The following is a 16,899-nucleotide window of genomic DNA, read 5'->3' on the forward strand; positions in this document are numbered from 1 at the left end:
TGAGTCTATGCAAAAATGATATGGACTACGCTCAGCCATCAGGTGCCCTATGCCCGCCGTTAACCTACGCCATATCGAGATTTTTCATGCGGTAATGACCACCGGCAATCTCACTGAAGCCGCGCACATGCTGCACACCTCGCAGCCGACGGTCAGCCGCGAGCTGGCGCGTTTTGAGAAAGTGCTGGGGCTGAAGCTGTTTGAACGCGCCCGCGGCAGGCTGCATCCAACGGTGCAGGGTTTACGCCTGTTTGAGGAGGTTCAGCGCTCCTGGTACGGGCTGGACAGGATCGTGAGCGCGGCAGAGAGCCTGAGGGAGTTCCGCCAGGGCGAGCTGTCCATCGTCTGCCTGCCGGTCTTTTCCCAGTCATTCCTGCCAGTACTGTTACAGCCGTTTCTGGCCCGCTATCCGGAGGTCAGTCTGACCATCGTGCCGCAGGAGTCGCCGCTGCTGGAGGAGTGGCTTTCGGCCCAGCGCCACGATCTGGGTCTGACCGAAACCCTCGTCACGCCAGCGGGAACGGAACGCACGGAGCTGCTGTCGCTGGATGAGGTCTGCGTGCTACCTGCCAGCCACCCGCTTGCCCACAAAGCGGAGCTGACGCCGGCGGATTTTCACGGTGAGAACTATATCAGCCTGTCGCAGACCGACAGCTACCGGCAGCTTCTGGATGGCCTGTTTGCCGAACATCAGGTGAAGCGGCGGATGGTGATGGAAACGCACAGTGCGGCGTCTATTTGCGCGATGGTGCGCGCGGGCGTGGGTATTTCGGTGGTGAACCCGCTCACGGCCATGGACTACGCCAGCAGCGGCGTGGTTCTGCGCCGTTTTAGCGTTTCCGTTCCCTTTACCGTGAGCCTGATCCGCCCGCTGCACCGGCCCGCCTCAGCGCTGGTTGATGCCTTTAGTGAACACCTGATTGCGCACGCGCGTCAGGTGGCGCTTCGCTTACCTGACCTGCAAAAACCACTATGACAGCATGAACTCCACCGCATCCGCGGCATGGATGGCGGCAGTATCGAAGACCGGTATCGGGCTTTGGTCTGCCGGCACCAGCAGGCCAATTTCGGTACAGCCGAAGATAACCCCTTCCGCCCCCTGCTGCGCCAGTTTCTCAATCACGCTGACGTACCATGCGCGCGACGTTTCGCTGAAGGTGCCCAGACACAGCTCATCAAAAATAATCTGGTTAATGCGCGCCCGGTCAGCCTCTTCAGGGATCAGGCTTTCAATCCCGAACTGGCTGTTCAGCCGCCCGCGGTAAAAATCCTGCTCCATGGTGTAGCGCGTCCCCAGCAGCGCCACGCGCGTCATGCCGGCGGCACGTATGGCACGCCCGGTGGCATCCGCGATATGTAAGAACGGCAGCGAACAGCGGTCTTCAATGTGCGACGCCACCTTATGCATGGTATTGGTACACAGCAGAATACCCTGCGCGCCCGCACGCTCCAGCCCAAGCGCGGCGTCCGCCAGCATCTGCCCCGCTTTGTCCCACTCCCCGCTCGACTGGCAGGCTTCTATTTCATGGAAATCCACGCTGTGCAGCAGCAGGCTGGCCGAATGCAGACCGCCCAGACGCTGTTTGACGCCTTCATTAATCAGGCGGTAGTACGGGATCGTTGATTCCCAGCTCATGCCCCCTAACAGACCGATCGTTTTCATCTTTCCTCCTGTGCGTTTCACCCAGTGAAGCAAACTTGTGATCGCCTTTCCAGTTATTTGGCTAAACGTTTCCTTTTCGCCGCGGGTGCGATAAGTTAAATGAAACAATGTTTCATTACATAACAGGGCGAAAATATGTTTATTTTCCATAAAGAGACCACGCTTGAGGATCTGGGCAACGGCGTGACGCGTCGTATTCTGGCGCACGACGGCAGGATGATGGCGGTGGAAGTGAATTTCGAGCAAGGCGCGATTGGCCCGATGCATAACCACCCGCATGAGCAGCTCACCTACGTTCTCTCGGGGGAGTTTGAGTTCACCATCGGCGAGGAGAAGCATGTGGTGACCGCGGGCGACACCCTTTATAAAGCGCCGCACGTGATGCACGGCTGCGTTTGCCTGAAACCCGGCACCCTGCTGGATACCTTTACGCCGGTTCGCGAAGATTTCCTGAAATAAAAAAGGCGCTCAGTTGAGCGCCTTTTTTGATGTTATTCCGTAACCGGCTCAGGAAGTTGTTCCGGCAGCGGGTTGCGGGTGCTCATTGCCTCGCGCAGCAGCACGCTGCCACAGGCGAACAGTCCACCCAGAATACACGCCAGCAGCACGATCAGGGCTTTGCCCGGGCCATCTTTTTTCACCGGCATAGAAGGTGAAAGCTGGTATTTGAACGGCTCCAGGCTCACATCTTCGAAGGAAAGTTTTTGCAGCTGTGCCAGATAGTATTCGCGGTTCTGAAAATCGGCGTTCAGCTCAGAAACGTCCTTCAGATTTTTTTCAATCTGCAATTTCTGCGCAATCCCGTCCGCACCGAGGGCGACGGAATAATCCGGATCGTCTTTCACCGCCTGTCCATTGCTGTAGACCGGCTTTTTGATCCCTGCCGCGTTCGCCACTTCCAGCGAGTAGTTCAGGCGTTGCAGGTTGGTATTATGGATATTTGTCAGACGGACCCGATCCAGCTCCAGCTGCTGCTGAACCGTTTTGGTTCTCAGGATCAGCTGATCGCGAATGTTTTGCATGGTCTCCTGCTCGACGATGCGGGAGATGTACTGAATGTAACCATTCAACACTTTCTGCGCGTCCTCTGCCGTTGGGGCAGTGAAGCTTAACGTCCAGGAGAGGTACGGTGCTTTATCGGCATTTTTTTCCTGCGTGTTATCAACGGCTTTCATCTTTTCGGCAATATTGACCACCGCGCGGTGCAGCTCCAGCGGGTCAACCTGAGCGCCATCGAGCTGAGCCATCACGTAAGGTGAGCTCTTCATGTACTCTTCAAGCAGAGACTGGGACTGAAACTTTTTAACAAACAGATTAAACACATCCGCACGGGTAATTTTCACGTCGACATCAAGCACCTGGAGCGCCACCATCATCTGGCGTAGCGAACTCCACTGCGTCTGTTCCGCGGGCGTAATGACCGCTTTACTGGTCCATTTTTGCGGTATCAGAAAGGCGATTGCCAGGCCGACCAGTGCAAATGCAAAGACAATGGTGATGATGCGTTTTTTTGCTGCCAGCAGGACGTCCAGCAGACCCAGAAGATCTATTTCTTTAGCGCTGACCGCCGGGGGAGCATAGTGAGGAAAGTTGAGATCCGTATGTTTTTTGAAATCCATCGCTGACATAACTGTTCTTCTTTTAAGGATGCAGTGAAATTCTGCCTGACTGGTTCCGGTGTAACAAATCATACAAGAATGTAAGAATTATCTGAATGACGAATTGGTACATCTGTAGACCTGCTATCAGATCTGGTAGTTAGCCACGCTGCGTGACTATTCTTATTCCCGCTCCCTTTTTGCTTCGTTATCTCTTCCTCATGGCCGGCGGCAAAGCTTCGTGAAAAGTCAAAAATGCCACCTCCCTCACTATATTGAAACAGCGTTTCGACGCCGATCACATTTCCACCATTAAGCGAATGACGCAGAAATAAATCGCAATAATATAAAATAAAACGATGTTTTAGTATCCAAGAACGCCGGTTCAGCTCTTTTGAAACCAGAAGCGCTTACAGCACAAAGAAAGACAAAAAAGCGTTAAAAAACAAACGTAGATTTCGCCTTTTCCAGACGTTGCACCCTGAATTTCAGCTCTCATGCCGCGCATCGCAGGCCTGGGAAAATGTAACAAAGCAGATTTCGTATTAAACCATTGATTGCCAGGTAGGTATGTATGAATGAAAACAAGTTGCTGGGGCTCGCATGGATATCACCCTACATCATCGGGCTGATACTCTTTACGGCATTCCCCTTCGTCTCATCGTTTTTCCTCAGCTTTACGGATTACGATTTGATGAGTCCGCCGGTGTTTAACGGCATTGAAAACTATCGCTACATGTTTACCGAAGACACGCTCTTCTGGAAATCCATGGGCGTGACCTTTGCCTATGTATTTTTAACCATCCCGTTAAAACTCGCCTTTGCATTAGGAATTGCCTTTGTCCTGAACTTTAAATTACGCGGCATCGGCTTTTTCCGAACGGCCTACTATATTCCGTCGATCCTCGGCAGCTCCGTCGCCATTGCCGTATTGTGGCGCGCCTTATTTGCCATTGATGGTCTGCTGAACAGCTTTATCGGTGTATTTGGCTTTGATCCGGTCAACTGGCTGGGCGAGCCGTCGCTGGCGCTGATGTCCGTTACCCTGCTGCGCGTCTGGCAGTTCGGTTCCGCGATGGTCATCTTCCTGGCCGCGCTGCAAAACGTACCGCAGTCCCAGTATGAAGCGGCAATGATCGATGGCGCATCGAAATGGCAGATGTTCATGAAGGTGACCGTGCCGCTGATTACGCCGGTGATCTTCTTCAACTTCATCATGCAGACCACGCAGGCGTTCCAGGAATTTACCGGGCCGTACGTCATTACCGGCGGCGGGCCAACCTATTCGACCTATCTGTTCTCGCTCTACATCTACGACACCGCGTTCAAGTATTTCGATATGGGCTATGGCGCGGCGCTGGCGTGGATCCTGTTCCTGGTGGTGGCCGTCTTCGCCGGTATCGCCTTTAAGTCGTCGAAATACTGGGTGTTCTACTCCGCCGATAAAGGAGGCAAAAATGGCTGATATTCAACAACTCTCCACGGCAAGAAGCGTCGCCGAACGCGAAGTGGCCCGCACGCTGCGCAGAGAGAAAATCAACGCCTCCGTTCGCTATGTGATCCTGCTGGTTGTCGGCCTGCTGATGCTTTACCCGCTGGTGTGGATGTTCTCCGCGTCGTTCAAACCGAACCACGAGATCTTCACCACACTGAGCCTGTGGCCAGCCCACGCCACCTGGGATGGTTTCGTGAACGGCTGGAAAACCGGGACCGAGTACAACTTCGGCCATTACATGCTGAATACCTTTAAGTATGTGATCCCGAAAGTGATCCTGACCATTATCTCCTCCACCATCGTGGCGTACGGCTTTGCCCGCTTCGAGATCCCGTGGAAGAAGTTCTGGTTCGCCACGCTCATCACCACCATGCTGCTGCCCAGCACCGTGCTGCTGATCCCGCAGTACCTGATGTTCCGTGAAATGGGCATGCTCAACAGCTATATGCCGCTGTACCTGCCGCTGGCCTTCGCCACTCAGGGGTTCTTCGTCTTCATGCTGATCCAGTTCCTGCGCGGCGTCCCGCGTGACATGGAAGAGGCGGCGCAGATTGACGGCTGTAACTCCTTCCAGGTGCTGTGGTACGTGGTGGTACCGATCCTGAAACCGGCCATTATCTCCGTCGCCCTGTTCCAGTTCATGTGGTCCATGAACGACTTTATCGGGCCGCTGATTTACGTCTACAGCGTGGATAAATACCCCATCGCACTGGCGCTGAAAATGTCCATCGACGTCACCGAAGGCGCGCCGTGGAACGAAATTCTGGCAATGGCGAGCATCTCCATTCTGCCATCCATCATTGTCTTCTTCCTGGCACAGCGCTACTTCGTACAGGGCGTCACCAGCAGCGGAATTAAAGGTTAAGAGGGAAATACCATGGCTGAAGTTATTTTCAACAAGCTGGAAAAGGTCTACTCCAACGGCTTTAAAGCGGTACACGCTATCGATCTTAAAATTGCTGAAGGGGAATTCATGGTGATCGTCGGCCCATCCGGCTGCGCCAAATCCACGACCCTGCGCATGCTGGCGGGGCTGGAAACCATCAGCGGCGGCGAGGTGCGCATCGGCGACAAGATCGTGAACAACCTCGCGCCGAAGGAGCGCGGTATTGCAATGGTGTTCCAGAACTACGCCCTCTATCCGCACATGACGGTGCGCGAGAATCTGGCCTTTGGTCTCAAGCTGAGCAAACTGCCGAAAGATCAGATTGAGTCTCAGGTGAATGATGCCGCCAAAATTCTTGAGCTGGAAGAGCTGCTCGACCGCCTGCCGCGCCAGCTTTCCGGCGGCCAGGCGCAGCGCGTGGCGGTAGGCCGTGCGATTGTGAAAAAGCCGGATGTGTTCCTGTTCGATGAGCCGCTTTCAAACCTCGACGCCAAACTGCGCGCTTCGATGCGTATCCGTATTTCTGACCTGCACAAGCAGTTGAAGAAATCGGGTAAACCGGCGACCACCGTTTACGTGACCCACGACCAGACCGAAGCGATGACCATGGGCGACCGCATCTGCGTGATGAAGCTCGGCCATATCATGCAGGTGGACACGCCGGACAACCTCTACCACAAGCCGAAGAACATGTTCGTGGCGGGCTTTATCGGCGCGCCGGAGATGAATATACGCAAAAGCGTGCTGGTCGAAAAAGCGGGCCAGCTGCACATCGCCATTGGCGATGAAACCATGCCGCTGAACGCGGAGAAGCAGGAGAAAGTCGCGGCTTACGCGGGTCAGGAGATCTTCTACGGCGTGCGCCCGGAATTTGTGTCGCTCTCTGATGAGCCCTTCCCGAATGGCGGCTGTAGCGGGGAGATGGTGCGCGTGGAGAACATGGGCCACGAATTCTTTGTGTACCTGAAGGTCGCGGACTACGAACTGACCGCCCGAATCCCGTCCGATGAGGCTAAGCCAATGATTGATAAGGGGCTTCATCGTAAGGTGTATTTCACGTTTGAGATGAACAAGTGTCATATTTTTGACGCAAAAACTGAACAGAACCTCTCTCTCTGATGGAGTGATAAAAATGAAAAAAGTGCTTTTAAGCGCAGCAATCTCCGCGACCCTCGGCCTTACCGCTTTGCCATCGATGGCGCAGAATGTGGATTTACGGATGTCCTGGTGGGGCGGCAACGGTCGTCACCAGGTCACCCTGAAAGCGCTGGAAGAGTTCCATAAGCAGAACCCGGACATCAACGTGAAAGCGGAATACACCGGCTGGGACGGTCACCTTTCACGTCTGACCACCCAGATTGCGGGCGGCACCGAGCCGGACGTAATGCAGACGAACTGGAACTGGCTGCCGATCTTCTCCAAAACCGGTGATGGCTTCTACGATCTGAACAAGATGAAGGACGTGATCGACCTGTCGCAGTTCGATCCCAAAGAGCTACAAACCACCACCGTGAACGGCAAGCTGAACGGCATTCCGATCTCGGTGACGGCGCGCGTGTTCTACTTCAATGACGAAACCTGGAAAAAAGCGGGTATTGCGTACCCGAAAACCTGGGACGAGCTGATGGCGGCCGGTAAAACCTTCGAGAGCAAGCTCGGCAAGCAATACTATCCGGTGATCCTGGAGCACCAGGATACGCTGGCGCTGCTGAATTCGTACATGATCCAGAAGTACAACATTCCTGCGGTGGATGAGAAAACCAAAAAGTTCAGCTACACAAAGGAACAGTGGGTGGAGTTTTTCCAGACCTACAAAAAGCTGATCGACAGCCACGTCATGCCGGACACCAAATACTATGCCTCGTTCGGTAAGAGCAACATGTATGAGATGAAGCCGTGGATCCAGGGTGAATGGGGCGGCACCTACATGTGGAACTCCACCATCAACAAATATTCCGACAACCTGAAGCCACCGGCGAAACTGGAGCTGGGCAGCTACCCAATGCTGCCGGGAGCCACCGACGCGGGTCTGTTCTTCAAACCGGCGCAGATGCTGTCGATTGGTAAGACAACCAAAAACCCGGAAGCGGCAGCGAAGCTGATTAACTTCCTGCTCAACAGCAAAGAAGGGGTCGATACGCTGGGTCTTGAGCGCGGCGTGCCGTTGAGCAAAGTGGCGGTGCAGTATCTGACCGAAGACGGCACCATTAAAGAGGACGATCCATCCGTGGCGGGCCTGCGCCTGGCGCAGTCGCTGCCGGCGAAACTCACCGTCTCGCCATACTTTGACGACCCACAGATTGTGGCGCAGTTCGGTACCTCTTTGCAGTATATCGACTACGGGCAGAAAACCGTGGAAGAGACGGCCGCTGACTTCCAGCGTCAGGCGGAGCGTATTTTGAGACGTGCGATGCGGTAAACACAAAGCCGGGTGGCGGCTACGCCTTACCCGGCCTACAGGCTATCGTAGGCCAGGTAAGGCGTAGCCGCCACCCGGCAATGACATTACACGCCGATATTACGTAGTTTCTCCCCTCTCATCAGCTTGCGTTCAATATGCTCCAGGGTCACGCCTTTGGTTTCCGGAATCAGCCAGAAGGTCACGCCGATAAATGCCACGTTCAGCACCGTATAGAGCCAGAAGGTGCCTGCCGCGCCAATCGCATCCAGCAGCGTCAGGAAGGTCGCGCCAATGATCATGTTCGACACCCAGTTGGTGGTGGTGGAACAGGTGATACCAAAGTCACGGCATTTCAGCGGCTGAATTTCAGAGCACAGGATCCACACCACCGGCGCGGCGCTCATCGCGTAACCGGCGATGCACATCATGGTCATGCCGACGGAGAGCCAGGAGAGGCCGCTTGACGCCGTGCCGTTATCGAACTGCATCAGGCAGTAGCCGAGTATTAAGGTGCCGAGCGCCATCACGCTAAAGCCAATTTTCAGGGCCGGTTTACGTCCGGCCTTATCAACGGTGAAGACCGCGATAAAGGTGGCGAACATAAAGGTCAGCCCTACCACCAGCGTGGCGATCATCTGCTGTTCGGTGGTGGTAAAACCGGCCATTTTAAAGATGCGTGGGGCGTAATACATGATGATGTTCATCCCCGTGAACTGCTGCATTGCCTGTAACAGCATGCCGAGGAACACCGCGCGGCGCACGTTGCGGTTTGCCTTAAACAGGGACCAGCCGCCCTGCTTCAGCTTCAGGCTTTCGCGGATTTCGTTCAGCTCTTCACGCGCTTTTTCAGACGTGTCGCGCAGCATGCGCAGCACCTCTTCCGCCTCCACGTGACGCCCTTTTTGCGCCAGCCAGCGCGGGCTGTTCGGCAGGAAAATGACTAACACAATCAGCAGCACCGCAGGCAGCGCCAACACGCCAAGCATTGCCCGCCAGTTGCCGCTGTAGCTGAAGTATGTATCCGACAGGAACGCCAGCACGATACCGAGCGTCACCATCAGCTGGTACATGCTGATCATCTTCCCGCGCACGTTTTCGCTCGCCATTTCGGAGAGGTAAAGCGGCGCGGTGTAGGACGCGATACCCACCGCCACGCCCAGCAGCACGCGGGAGAGCAGCAGCACCTCAACGTTGATGGCAAACGCCGAGCCAATGGAACCGGCAACAAACAGGATCGCCCCAACCATCAGGCTGTATTTGCGCCCGAGACGGAACGACAGCCAGCCATTAAACAGTGCGCCGATGGCCGCACCCAGCATCATGCTGCTCACCACCCACTCTTGCAGACGGTTGCTTAATGTAAAGTGGTCGGTAATAAAGGGCAGTGCGCCCGCGATAACGCCGATATCCAGACCAAACAGTAAACCGGCTACGGCGGCCGCAACAGAAACAAACTGGTTCATGTGTCGGGTATCGCGCAGCGCAGCGGGCATAAGGGTAGAGTCATTTACAGATGTCATAGTTTCCTGCCTCAACAGCGAAATTCGTTAAGTGAAATTACGAGATACCGGAAGAAAGTGTCAGGCCGGAACTGGTGAAGATATGGATTATTTCGCTACGACATACCGATCTGTGATGGACATTACAATTTCAAATCAGGGTGGTTTAACCTTATTTTTTATTAATTAGTTAATATTTAAGCAATAAATGTGTGATACCTGTCATTCATTCCTTTTCAGTATGGATTTTTCATCTTTAAGGATATGGATAAAGCCAATTTTGGCGCAAAAAAAACCTCCACCCGAGGGCAGAGGTTCTTTATTCGGGCTGAATTATCGTGCCAGCCAGCCGCCGTCAACGGCAACGGTGTAGCCGTTAATATAATCCGAAGCCGGGGACGCCAGGAACACAACCGGGCCCATCAGATCGCTCGGCAGACCCCAGCGACCCGCTGGAATACGCTCCAGGATTGCCGCGCTGCGCTCTTCATCCGCACGCAGCTGCTGGGTATTGTTGGTGGCCATGTAGCCCGGCGCAATCGCGTTGACGTTGATGTTGTGCTGCGCCCACTCGTTCGCCAGCAGACGGGTCACGCCCATCACGGCACTCTTCGATGCGGTGTAAGACGGCACGCGGATGCCGCCCTGGAAAGAGAGCATGGAGGCAATATTGATGATCTTGCCCCCTTTCCCCTGGGCGATGAAGTGCTTCGCAGCCGCCTGGGACATAAAGAACACGCTCTTGATGTTCAGATTCATTACGTCGTCCCAGTCCGTTTCGCTGAAGTTAATCGCGTCTTCACGACGGATCAGGCCGGCGTTGTTGACCAGAATATCGATATGCCCAAACTCCGCCACCGCGCGATCCAGCAGCTCAGGGATCGCATCGATTTTGCGCAGATCCGCGGTCAGGCTCAGGAAACGGCGGCCCAGTGCGGTAACGCGCTCGATGGTTTCCGTTGGCTCAACGATGTTAATCCCGACGATATTGCAGCCCGCTTCAGCCAGACCTAACGCCATACCCTGCCCCAGCCCGGTGTCACAACCGGAAACCACAGCCACTTTACCTTGCAGAGAAAATGCATCCAGAATCATGTTTATTCCTTAATCGTTCAGCGCCTGTCAGCAACAGGCAGATATATACTTAACTGCCTGCGACTAGCGCAGATCCTTAACAGCGACGTGGTCCATGTCATCGAAGACCTGGTTTTCACCGACCATACCCCAGATAAAGGTATAGGCTTTCGTTCCCACACCAGAGTGGATAGACCAGCTCGGCGAAATGACCGCCTGCTCGTTGTGCATAACGATATGGCGCGTCTCCTGCGGCTGTCCCATCATGTGGAACACGCAGGCGCCTTCATCCATGTTGAAATAGAAGTAGACCTCCATGCGGCGCTCGTGGGTATGGCACGGCATGGTGTTCCACAGGTTGCCCGGCGCAAGCTCGGTCAGCCCCATGCTGAGCTGACAGGTTTCCAGCACATCCGGAACAAAGTATTTGTTGATGGTGCGACGGTTGCTGGTGAGGTTATCGCCAAGGGTCACCGGGGCAACATCCGCTGGCGTGACTTTTTTGGTGGGGTAAGTCGTATGAGCCGGGGCGCAGTTGTAGTAAAACTTCGCCGGTTTGCTGCCATCAATGCTGGCGAACACCACTTCTTTCGCGCCTTTGCCGACGTACAGCGCATCGCGGTGACCAATTTCGTAGCACTGGCCATCGACGGTAATGGTGCCCGGCCCGCCGATGTTAATCACGCCCAGTTCACGGCGTTCGAGGAAGTAGCTCACGCCCAGCTGTTTGCCCACTTCACCGCCCACGGAGACGGTTTTCGCCACCGGCATAATCCCGCCCACAATAATGCGGTCAATATGGCTGTAGACCATGGTGTACTTGTCGGCTTCGAACACTTGCTCAACTAAAAACTCACTGCGCAGCCCCTGAGTATCCAGCGTTTTAGCGTGCGCACTGTGGATGCTTTGTCTGACGTCCACGTAAACCTCCAGAATTGATCGTGCCCGAAGGCAAAGATAATTAACGAAACAACGTTCCGTTTTCGTGATGAACACATATTATCCCCTGACCACGGGGTTTTCAATTGCATTTAAAACAACGTTTCATTTTTTCTGTATGTTTATGCCAGAAATGGTGTTTCGATCACGATAAATCTTTAAGACCCTCAATCTGGTTAATAAAACTGAGAAAGTGCGCTGTTAGTCACACATAATGAAACAATGTTTTGATAATTTATCACCTAGTTTTCAACCTACATTACGCGTTCAAAGGAGTGCATTATGGCTAAAGGTATGCGGGTCAAGCTGAACTATGAGGTCAGCCGCGATCCGGATACAGGCGTGGAAGTCACCCGCCTGACCCCACCGGAAGTAACCTGTCATCGCAACTACTTTTACCAGAAGTGCTTCTTTAACGATGGCAGCCACCTGCTGTTCGCCGGGGAGTTCGACGGTCACTGGAACTATTACCTGTTGGATCTGAAAAACGCCGAAGCGGTACAGTTGACCGAAGGCGCGGGCGATAACACCTTTGGCGGGTTCCTCTCTCCGGACGATAAATCCCTCTACTATGTGAAGAACGATCGCACCCTGCTGGAGGTGGATTTACAGACGCTGGCAGAGCGCGAAGTGTACCGCGTCCCGGAAGAGTGGGTCGGCTACGGCACCTGGGTCGCGAACAGCGACTGCACCAAACTGGTGGGTATTGAGATTGCCAGACGTGACTGGACGCCACTCAACGACTGGAAAATTTTCCACGACTTCTTCCACAAAGGGCCGCACTGCCGCCTGCTGCGCGTTGATCTGAAAACGGGTGAAAGCACCACCATTCATGACGAGAAGATCTGGCTGGGACATCCAATATATCGCCCGTTCGATGACAATACCGTGGCCTTCTGTCATGAAGGGCCGCACGACCTGGTCGACGCCCGCATGTGGCTGGTCAACGAAGATGGCAGCAACGTGCGGAAAGTGAAAACGCACGCGGAAGGTGAAAGCTGTACACATGAATTTTGGGTGCCGGACGGGTCCGCGCTGATCTACGTTTCTTACCTGAAAGGTCAGCAAGGGCGCACCATCTCCCGCTTCAACCCGGACACCGGCGTGAATGAAGCGGTAATGAATATGCCCGCCTGTTCGCACCTGATGAGCAACGTCGACGGCACCCTGTTGGTTGGCGACGGCTCCGGTACGCCTGTCGATGTGAAAGACACCGGCGGCTACACCATTGATAACGATCCTTATCTGTATGCCTTTGACGTGGCGAAGAAAGCCTGTTACCGCATCGCCCGTCATGACACCTCATGGGCTACGGTGGCGAACAGCCGCCAGGTAACCCACCCGCATCCGTCCTTCACGCCGGACGAAAAAGCGGTGCTGTACAGTTCCGATAAAGACGGCAAACCGGCCCTTTATATCGCGAAACTCCCTGAGCAACCTGAAATGTTGCATGCCTGACTTGAGTTAGTGTTTCTGTAACTGGCCTTGCCCTCCGATTCGGAGGGCTTTTTTTTGGGTGATTGCGCGACATACGAAACGACGGAGTGGAAGGAAGGTGTAGGCCGGGTAAGCGAAGCGCCACCCGGCAGTTTTAGCGAAGAAGATAAATTATCAGAAGGAGTACGCCACGCCTAAACGGAAACGGGTCTGGCGTTCGTCCGTGTCTTTAACCCCCACGTTGCCCACCTCCACATACGGCGCCCAGTTTTTATCCCATTTGTAGGCCAGCTTGGCGTTATATTCGTTGGAATAATCTTTATTGTTATTTCGGGCCACGCCTTCAGAACTTTTCGCGTAAACATAGTTCAGCTCGGTACGCCAGTCACCTAATACCCAACCGACCCACGCATCGCCACGGTTAACTTTATCGTCGTCCTTATTTGAGCTTGACGGGTAGCGGGTATATTCGTAACGGTAACGCGCAGCCACGTAGAAGCCATTATCGAAGCTATATTGCACATGCAGATTCGGTTTATAAATGGTGCGACTGTCTGTGCTTTCAATCGTAAACGCAGGGGTCAGGGCGATATTGTCTGTCGCTTTCCAGCGCCAGCTAATCTGATCTTCGTGACCGTTCCCCACTACATCCGCGAATGGCTGATCTGCCTTGTCCCCGCCTGATTTCCACTTCGCCTCGACTGAAAAACCGAAGCCATTATCAAAGCGGTGCGAGACGGCAACACGGTCGGCATTCGAGCCGCTGTCAATATATTCGTGACGCAGATCGACGGTAACGGCGCTAGCCGCAAAAGAGGCACTAATAAGGGAAGCAAGGAGCAGAGATTTCTTAAACATGAAAAAACCCTCAATTAAAATAACGTTTCGTTTTTATGAAACTTGAGTTTATTTTTTATGCACCGTTATTTTAGTGACAAGGATCGAAATTATTTGTTTCATTTTTTTTGGCAAAGATTGACGTGAACCCCATCAACAAAAAAAGGGTATTAACCGTAAATTTCAGGCGTGAGATCACATTAAGCACTTCACAAAGCAAATAATTAACCGCGCAATAATTATTGCGGGCTTCAGAAAGAACGCATAAGTGTTAAAAAAGGATTCTGCGGACACAAAAAAACCTCCCGTGGGAGGTTTTCTGTGCGCAGAGGGAGAAATTACCGTTCGATAGCCAGGGCCACCCCCTGCCCCCCGCCAATACAGAGCGTTGCGATCCCTTTTCGGGCGTTACGCTTTTTCATTTCGTGGACCAGCGACACCAGAATGCGGCAGCCGGAGGCGCCAATGGGATGGCCCAGCGCGATGGCTCCGCCGTTGACGTTGACCCGCAGCGGATCCCATTCCAGCATTTTCCCGACCGAGATCGCCTGTGCAGCAAAAGCTTCGTTGACCTCAATCAGATCCACATCGTTCAACTCCCAGCCCGCCCGCTCCAGGCAGCGGCGCGTGGCATAGACCGGGGCGATCCCCATTAACGCGGGATCAACGCCCACGCTGGCAAACGCTTTAATCCGCGCCAGCACCGGCAGCGCCAGCTCCTGGGCTTTGCTTTCACTCATCATCATCACCGCCGCCGCACCGTCGTTAATGGATGAGGCGTTGCCTGCCGTTACGGAACCGAGCGTTTCAAAGGCCGGATCGAGTTTTGCCAGCCCTTCTGCGCTGGCATCGGTGCGCGGCTGCTCGTCGGTATCGACGATGAGCGCTTCACCGTTCTGGCGCTGGGTACTGACCGGGACAATTTCATCGCGAAAACGCCCGGAGTCGATCGCTGCACGCGCTTTTTGCTGTGAGCTGAGGGCATATGCATCCTGAAGCTCGCGGCTGATACCGTATTCCCGCGCCAGGTTTTCCGCCGTTACGCCCATATGGTAGTCGTTGAAGGCATCCCACAGCCCGTCGTGAACCAGGCTGTCAAGCAGCTGGCTGTTTCCGAGCTGCGCGCCGGTCCGGCTGTCGGTCAGGACATGCGGGGCGCGGCTCATATTCTCCTGCCCGCCGGCAATGACCACATCCGCTTCACCACACTGGATGGCCTGCGTTGCAAGATGGAGCGCTTTCAAACCTGAACCACAGACGTCGTTGATGGTAATTGCCGAAACGGTATTAGGCAGGCCGCCCTTCAGCGCCGCCTGGCGCGCGGGGTTTTGTCCCGCGCCAGCGGTCAGCACCTGGCCCAGGATCACCTCATCAATTTCATGTGCGGCAACCCCGCTGCGTTCCACCAGCGCTCTTACCACCACGCTGCCAAGATCAACCGCAGAGTGACGCGCAAGCGCTCCCTGAAAACAGCCGATAGCCGTACGTAACGCACCCACTATAACGACATCTTTCATCACGACCTCTGTGCAAAATGACATGACGATAGTAGAGGATTGTTATCAACAATTGACGCAAATGTTTAAAATTAGTGAGTTTAGTCACAGGATTATCGTGCGTCCTGTAAGTACTGGCGCAGCCAGCTTCCGGCGACGCCGGGCGGGGTTCGTTTGTTCCATACCAGATCGATGGCAATCGACCTCGGCCAGCCCGGCACGTTCAGCTGCACCAGCGATTTCGACGCGGCAAATTCGTCGACCAGCGCGCAGGGTAACGCGCACCAGCCAAAGCCCTGTACCGCCATGCTCAGCAGTAACAGGTAATTCGGCGCAGACCAGACCGGCCCGCGCGAAAGGGGCGCTTCCCGTTCAAGATAGGTGCTCAGCCGCAGCTCGCGCCAGCCATGCAGCTCGTCCGCCTGCGTCTCATGTTGCCCTGCCAGAGGATGTCCGGCAGAAACGTAGATGGCCATCCGCGTCTGCATAGGCAGACGGGTCGCGCCAATATCGGTCGGGTAGCTGTCGCGCGCTTCCGTCAGGCCAATTTGCGCCCGCTCCTTTTGCAGCAGATCGATCACGTCCTCCTCTTCTCCAATCAGGCACTCAAATTCCGTGTGCGGAAAACGCTGGTCGAACTGGCTCATCATCTCTTCCAGCACGGCCGGGTTAAGCGTATCGGAGAGAACAAAGGTAAAACGCGCCTCCGTTTGCGCGGTTAACGATACGGCCAGCTCATCCAGGCGCGCGCTGGCGGCGAGTATCGACTGGACATAGCCCAGCACCTGTTCACCCTGGGCGGTTAATACCGGGTGACGCGCCGAGCGATCGAACAGCTCAAAGCCAAGGTCAGCTTCAAGGTTGGCAATGGAGGTGCTGATGGTGGACTGGCTTTTACGCAGCCGCCGTGCCGCAGCAGAAAACGAACCTGCGGCGACAGTTTCAACAAACGCGGTCAGTGCTTCGGGAGAGTAACGCATGATGTATCTACTTTATCGATGGATACCATCTTTTATATATCACCTTAAACGATAAGAATAGGCGGCATCAACGCCCATACTGGCGTCTATATGAGGTAAATATGCAATATCAGGATGCACTCCAACGTAAATTGCCGGAGCGGATCTTCCATGCCGTCTGTTTTGAAGGCATTGCTACGGCGATCCTCGCCCCGACGGCCGCGTGGCTAATGCAGCGCTCGGTGGTTGAAATGGGGGGGCTCACCATTATTCTGGCGACCACGGCAATGCTCTGGAACATTATCTATAACTTTGGCTTCGACCGTTTCTGGCCCGTCCAGCGGGTGAAGCGCACGGCGAAAGTGCGCGCCCTGCATGCCCTGGGTTTTGAATGCGGCTTTATTGTGATTGGCGTAACCATCGTTGCCGCCGTGCTGGGCGTGACGCTGCTACAGGCTTTTACCCTGGAAATTGGTTTCTTCCTGTTCTTCCTGCCGTACACCATGCTCTACAACTGGGCGTACGACACCCTGCGGGAGAAAATCATCAAGCGCCGCCAGCAACGACGCGCCCTGGCAAGCGAATAACCTTCCGGCCGGAGACCTGCTCCGGCCC

16 protein-coding genes are annotated in these 16,899 nt (G+C 54.7%); 8 read left to right on the plus strand and 8 right to left on the minus strand.

Annotation, left to right across the window (positions count from 1 at the left end):
• The first annotated feature begins 49 nt into the window (after positions 1-49).
• Entirely contained in the window at positions 50-976 is a 927-nt protein-coding gene (locus tag ACJTMZ_RS09920; protein ID WP_017382857.1) for a LysR family transcriptional regulator, read from the plus strand.
• Here ACJTMZ_RS09920 and ACJTMZ_RS09925 read toward each other — a convergent pair.
• Entirely contained in the window at positions 971-1,663 is a 693-nt protein-coding gene (locus ACJTMZ_RS09925) for an aspartate/glutamate racemase (protein WP_017382858.1), read from the minus strand. The two genes, ACJTMZ_RS09920 and ACJTMZ_RS09925, sit on opposite strands and share 6 nt — an antisense overlap.
• A 135-nt stretch (positions 1,664-1,798) precedes the next feature.
• Here ACJTMZ_RS09925 and ACJTMZ_RS09930 point away from each other — a divergent pair, with 135 nt between their 5' ends.
• Positions 1,799-2,122, plus strand: coding sequence for a cupin domain-containing protein (locus ACJTMZ_RS09930; RefSeq protein ID WP_039269867.1), 324 nt, complete (start codon positions 1,799-1,801; stop codon positions 2,120-2,122).
• Positions 2,123-2,154: 32 nt separating this feature from the next.
• Here ACJTMZ_RS09930 and wzz(fepE) read toward each other — a convergent pair whose 3' ends face one another.
• The gene (gene wzz(fepE) / locus ACJTMZ_RS09935) at positions 2,155-3,291 is read right to left on the minus strand and encodes an LPS O-antigen length regulator Wzz(fepE) (RefSeq protein ID WP_032669284.1); all 1,137 of its coding nucleotides are present in this window, start codon (positions 3,289-3,291) and stop codon (positions 2,155-2,157) included.
• A 544-nt stretch (positions 3,292-3,835) separates the two neighbouring features.
• On the opposite strand from wzz(fepE), the gene ACJTMZ_RS09940 reads away from it, so the two are divergent.
• From ACJTMZ_RS09940 to ACJTMZ_RS09955, 4 genes are read left to right on the plus strand one after another with little or no spacing between them, the layout of a single operon-like run.
• Positions 3,836-4,726 (plus strand): carbohydrate ABC transporter permease, encoded by an 891-nt coding sequence (locus tag ACJTMZ_RS09940; RefSeq protein ID WP_003862825.1) that lies wholly within the window; start codon positions 3,836-3,838, stop codon positions 4,724-4,726.
• Positions 4,719-5,621 (plus strand): carbohydrate ABC transporter permease, encoded by a 903-nt coding sequence (locus ACJTMZ_RS09945; protein WP_017692724.1) that lies wholly within the window; start codon positions 4,719-4,721, stop codon positions 5,619-5,621. Before ACJTMZ_RS09940 ends, ACJTMZ_RS09945 begins: the two co-directional genes overlap by 8 nt.
• Before the next feature lie 12 nt (positions 5,622-5,633).
• Entirely contained in the window at positions 5,634-6,761 is a 1,128-nt protein-coding gene (locus tag ACJTMZ_RS09950) for an ABC transporter ATP-binding protein (RefSeq protein ID WP_039269866.1), read from the plus strand.
• Positions 6,762-6,774: 13 nt separating this feature from the next.
• The gene (locus tag ACJTMZ_RS09955; RefSeq protein ID WP_032668596.1) at positions 6,775-8,061 is read left to right on the plus strand and encodes an ABC transporter substrate-binding protein; all 1,287 of its coding nucleotides are present in this window, start codon (positions 6,775-6,777) and stop codon (positions 8,059-8,061) included.
• Between the two features lie 86 nt (positions 8,062-8,147).
• Here ACJTMZ_RS09955 and ACJTMZ_RS09960 read toward each other — a convergent pair whose 3' ends face one another.
• The 3 genes from ACJTMZ_RS09960 to kduI form a co-directional block, all read right to left on the minus strand.
• The gene (locus ACJTMZ_RS09960; protein WP_252010990.1) at positions 8,148-9,563 is read right to left on the minus strand and encodes a sugar porter family MFS transporter; all 1,416 of its coding nucleotides are present in this window, start codon (positions 9,561-9,563) and stop codon (positions 8,148-8,150) included.
• Between the two features lie 312 nt (positions 9,564-9,875).
• A complete protein-coding gene (gene kduD / locus ACJTMZ_RS09965; protein WP_165716046.1) occupies positions 9,876-10,637 on the minus strand; it encodes a 2-dehydro-3-deoxy-D-gluconate 5-dehydrogenase KduD in 762 nt (253 codons plus the stop codon).
• Positions 10,638-10,700: 63 nt separating this feature from the next.
• Entirely contained in the window at positions 10,701-11,537 is an 837-nt protein-coding gene (gene kduI, locus ACJTMZ_RS09970) for a 5-dehydro-4-deoxy-D-glucuronate isomerase (protein WP_252010991.1), read from the minus strand.
• 300 nt (positions 11,538-11,837) lie between these two features.
• Here kduI and ACJTMZ_RS09975 point away from each other — a divergent pair, with 300 nt between their 5' ends.
• Positions 11,838-13,013 carry an oligogalacturonate lyase family protein gene (locus tag ACJTMZ_RS09975; protein WP_033487612.1) on the plus strand — a complete coding sequence of 392 codons (1,176 nt, stop codon included), beginning with the start codon at positions 11,838-11,840 and terminating at the stop codon, positions 13,011-13,013.
• Between the two features lie 153 nt (positions 13,014-13,166).
• Here ACJTMZ_RS09975 and ACJTMZ_RS09980 read toward each other — a convergent pair whose 3' ends face one another.
• The 3 genes from ACJTMZ_RS09980 to ACJTMZ_RS09990 all read right to left on the minus strand — a co-directional run bounded on the left by ACJTMZ_RS09980 (position 13,167) and on the right by ACJTMZ_RS09990 (position 16,305).
• A complete protein-coding gene (locus ACJTMZ_RS09980) occupies positions 13,167-13,850 on the minus strand; it encodes an oligogalacturonate-specific porin KdgM family protein (RefSeq protein WP_003862842.1) in 684 nt (227 codons plus the stop codon).
• 317 nt (positions 13,851-14,167) lie between these two features.
• Positions 14,168-15,346 (minus strand): acetyl-CoA C-acetyltransferase, encoded by a 1,179-nt coding sequence (locus tag ACJTMZ_RS09985; RefSeq protein ID WP_017692722.1) that lies wholly within the window; start codon positions 15,344-15,346, stop codon positions 14,168-14,170.
• Between the two features lie 92 nt (positions 15,347-15,438).
• Positions 15,439-16,305, minus strand: coding sequence for a LysR family transcriptional regulator (locus tag ACJTMZ_RS09990; protein WP_015571771.1), 867 nt, complete (start codon positions 16,303-16,305; stop codon positions 15,439-15,441).
• 101 nt (positions 16,306-16,406) lie between these two features.
• Between ACJTMZ_RS09990 and ACJTMZ_RS09995 the strand changes: the two genes are divergently transcribed.
• A complete protein-coding gene (locus ACJTMZ_RS09995) occupies positions 16,407-16,871 on the plus strand; it encodes a multidrug/biocide efflux PACE transporter (RefSeq protein WP_017382868.1) in 465 nt (154 codons plus the stop codon).
• The last annotated feature ends 28 nt before the right edge of the window (positions 16,872-16,899 follow it).

It is taken from the genome of Enterobacter sp. DN, assembly GCF_046054285.1.
GTDB classification, from domain to species: domain Bacteria; phylum Pseudomonadota; class Gammaproteobacteria; order Enterobacterales; family Enterobacteriaceae; genus Enterobacter; species Enterobacter hormaechei_C.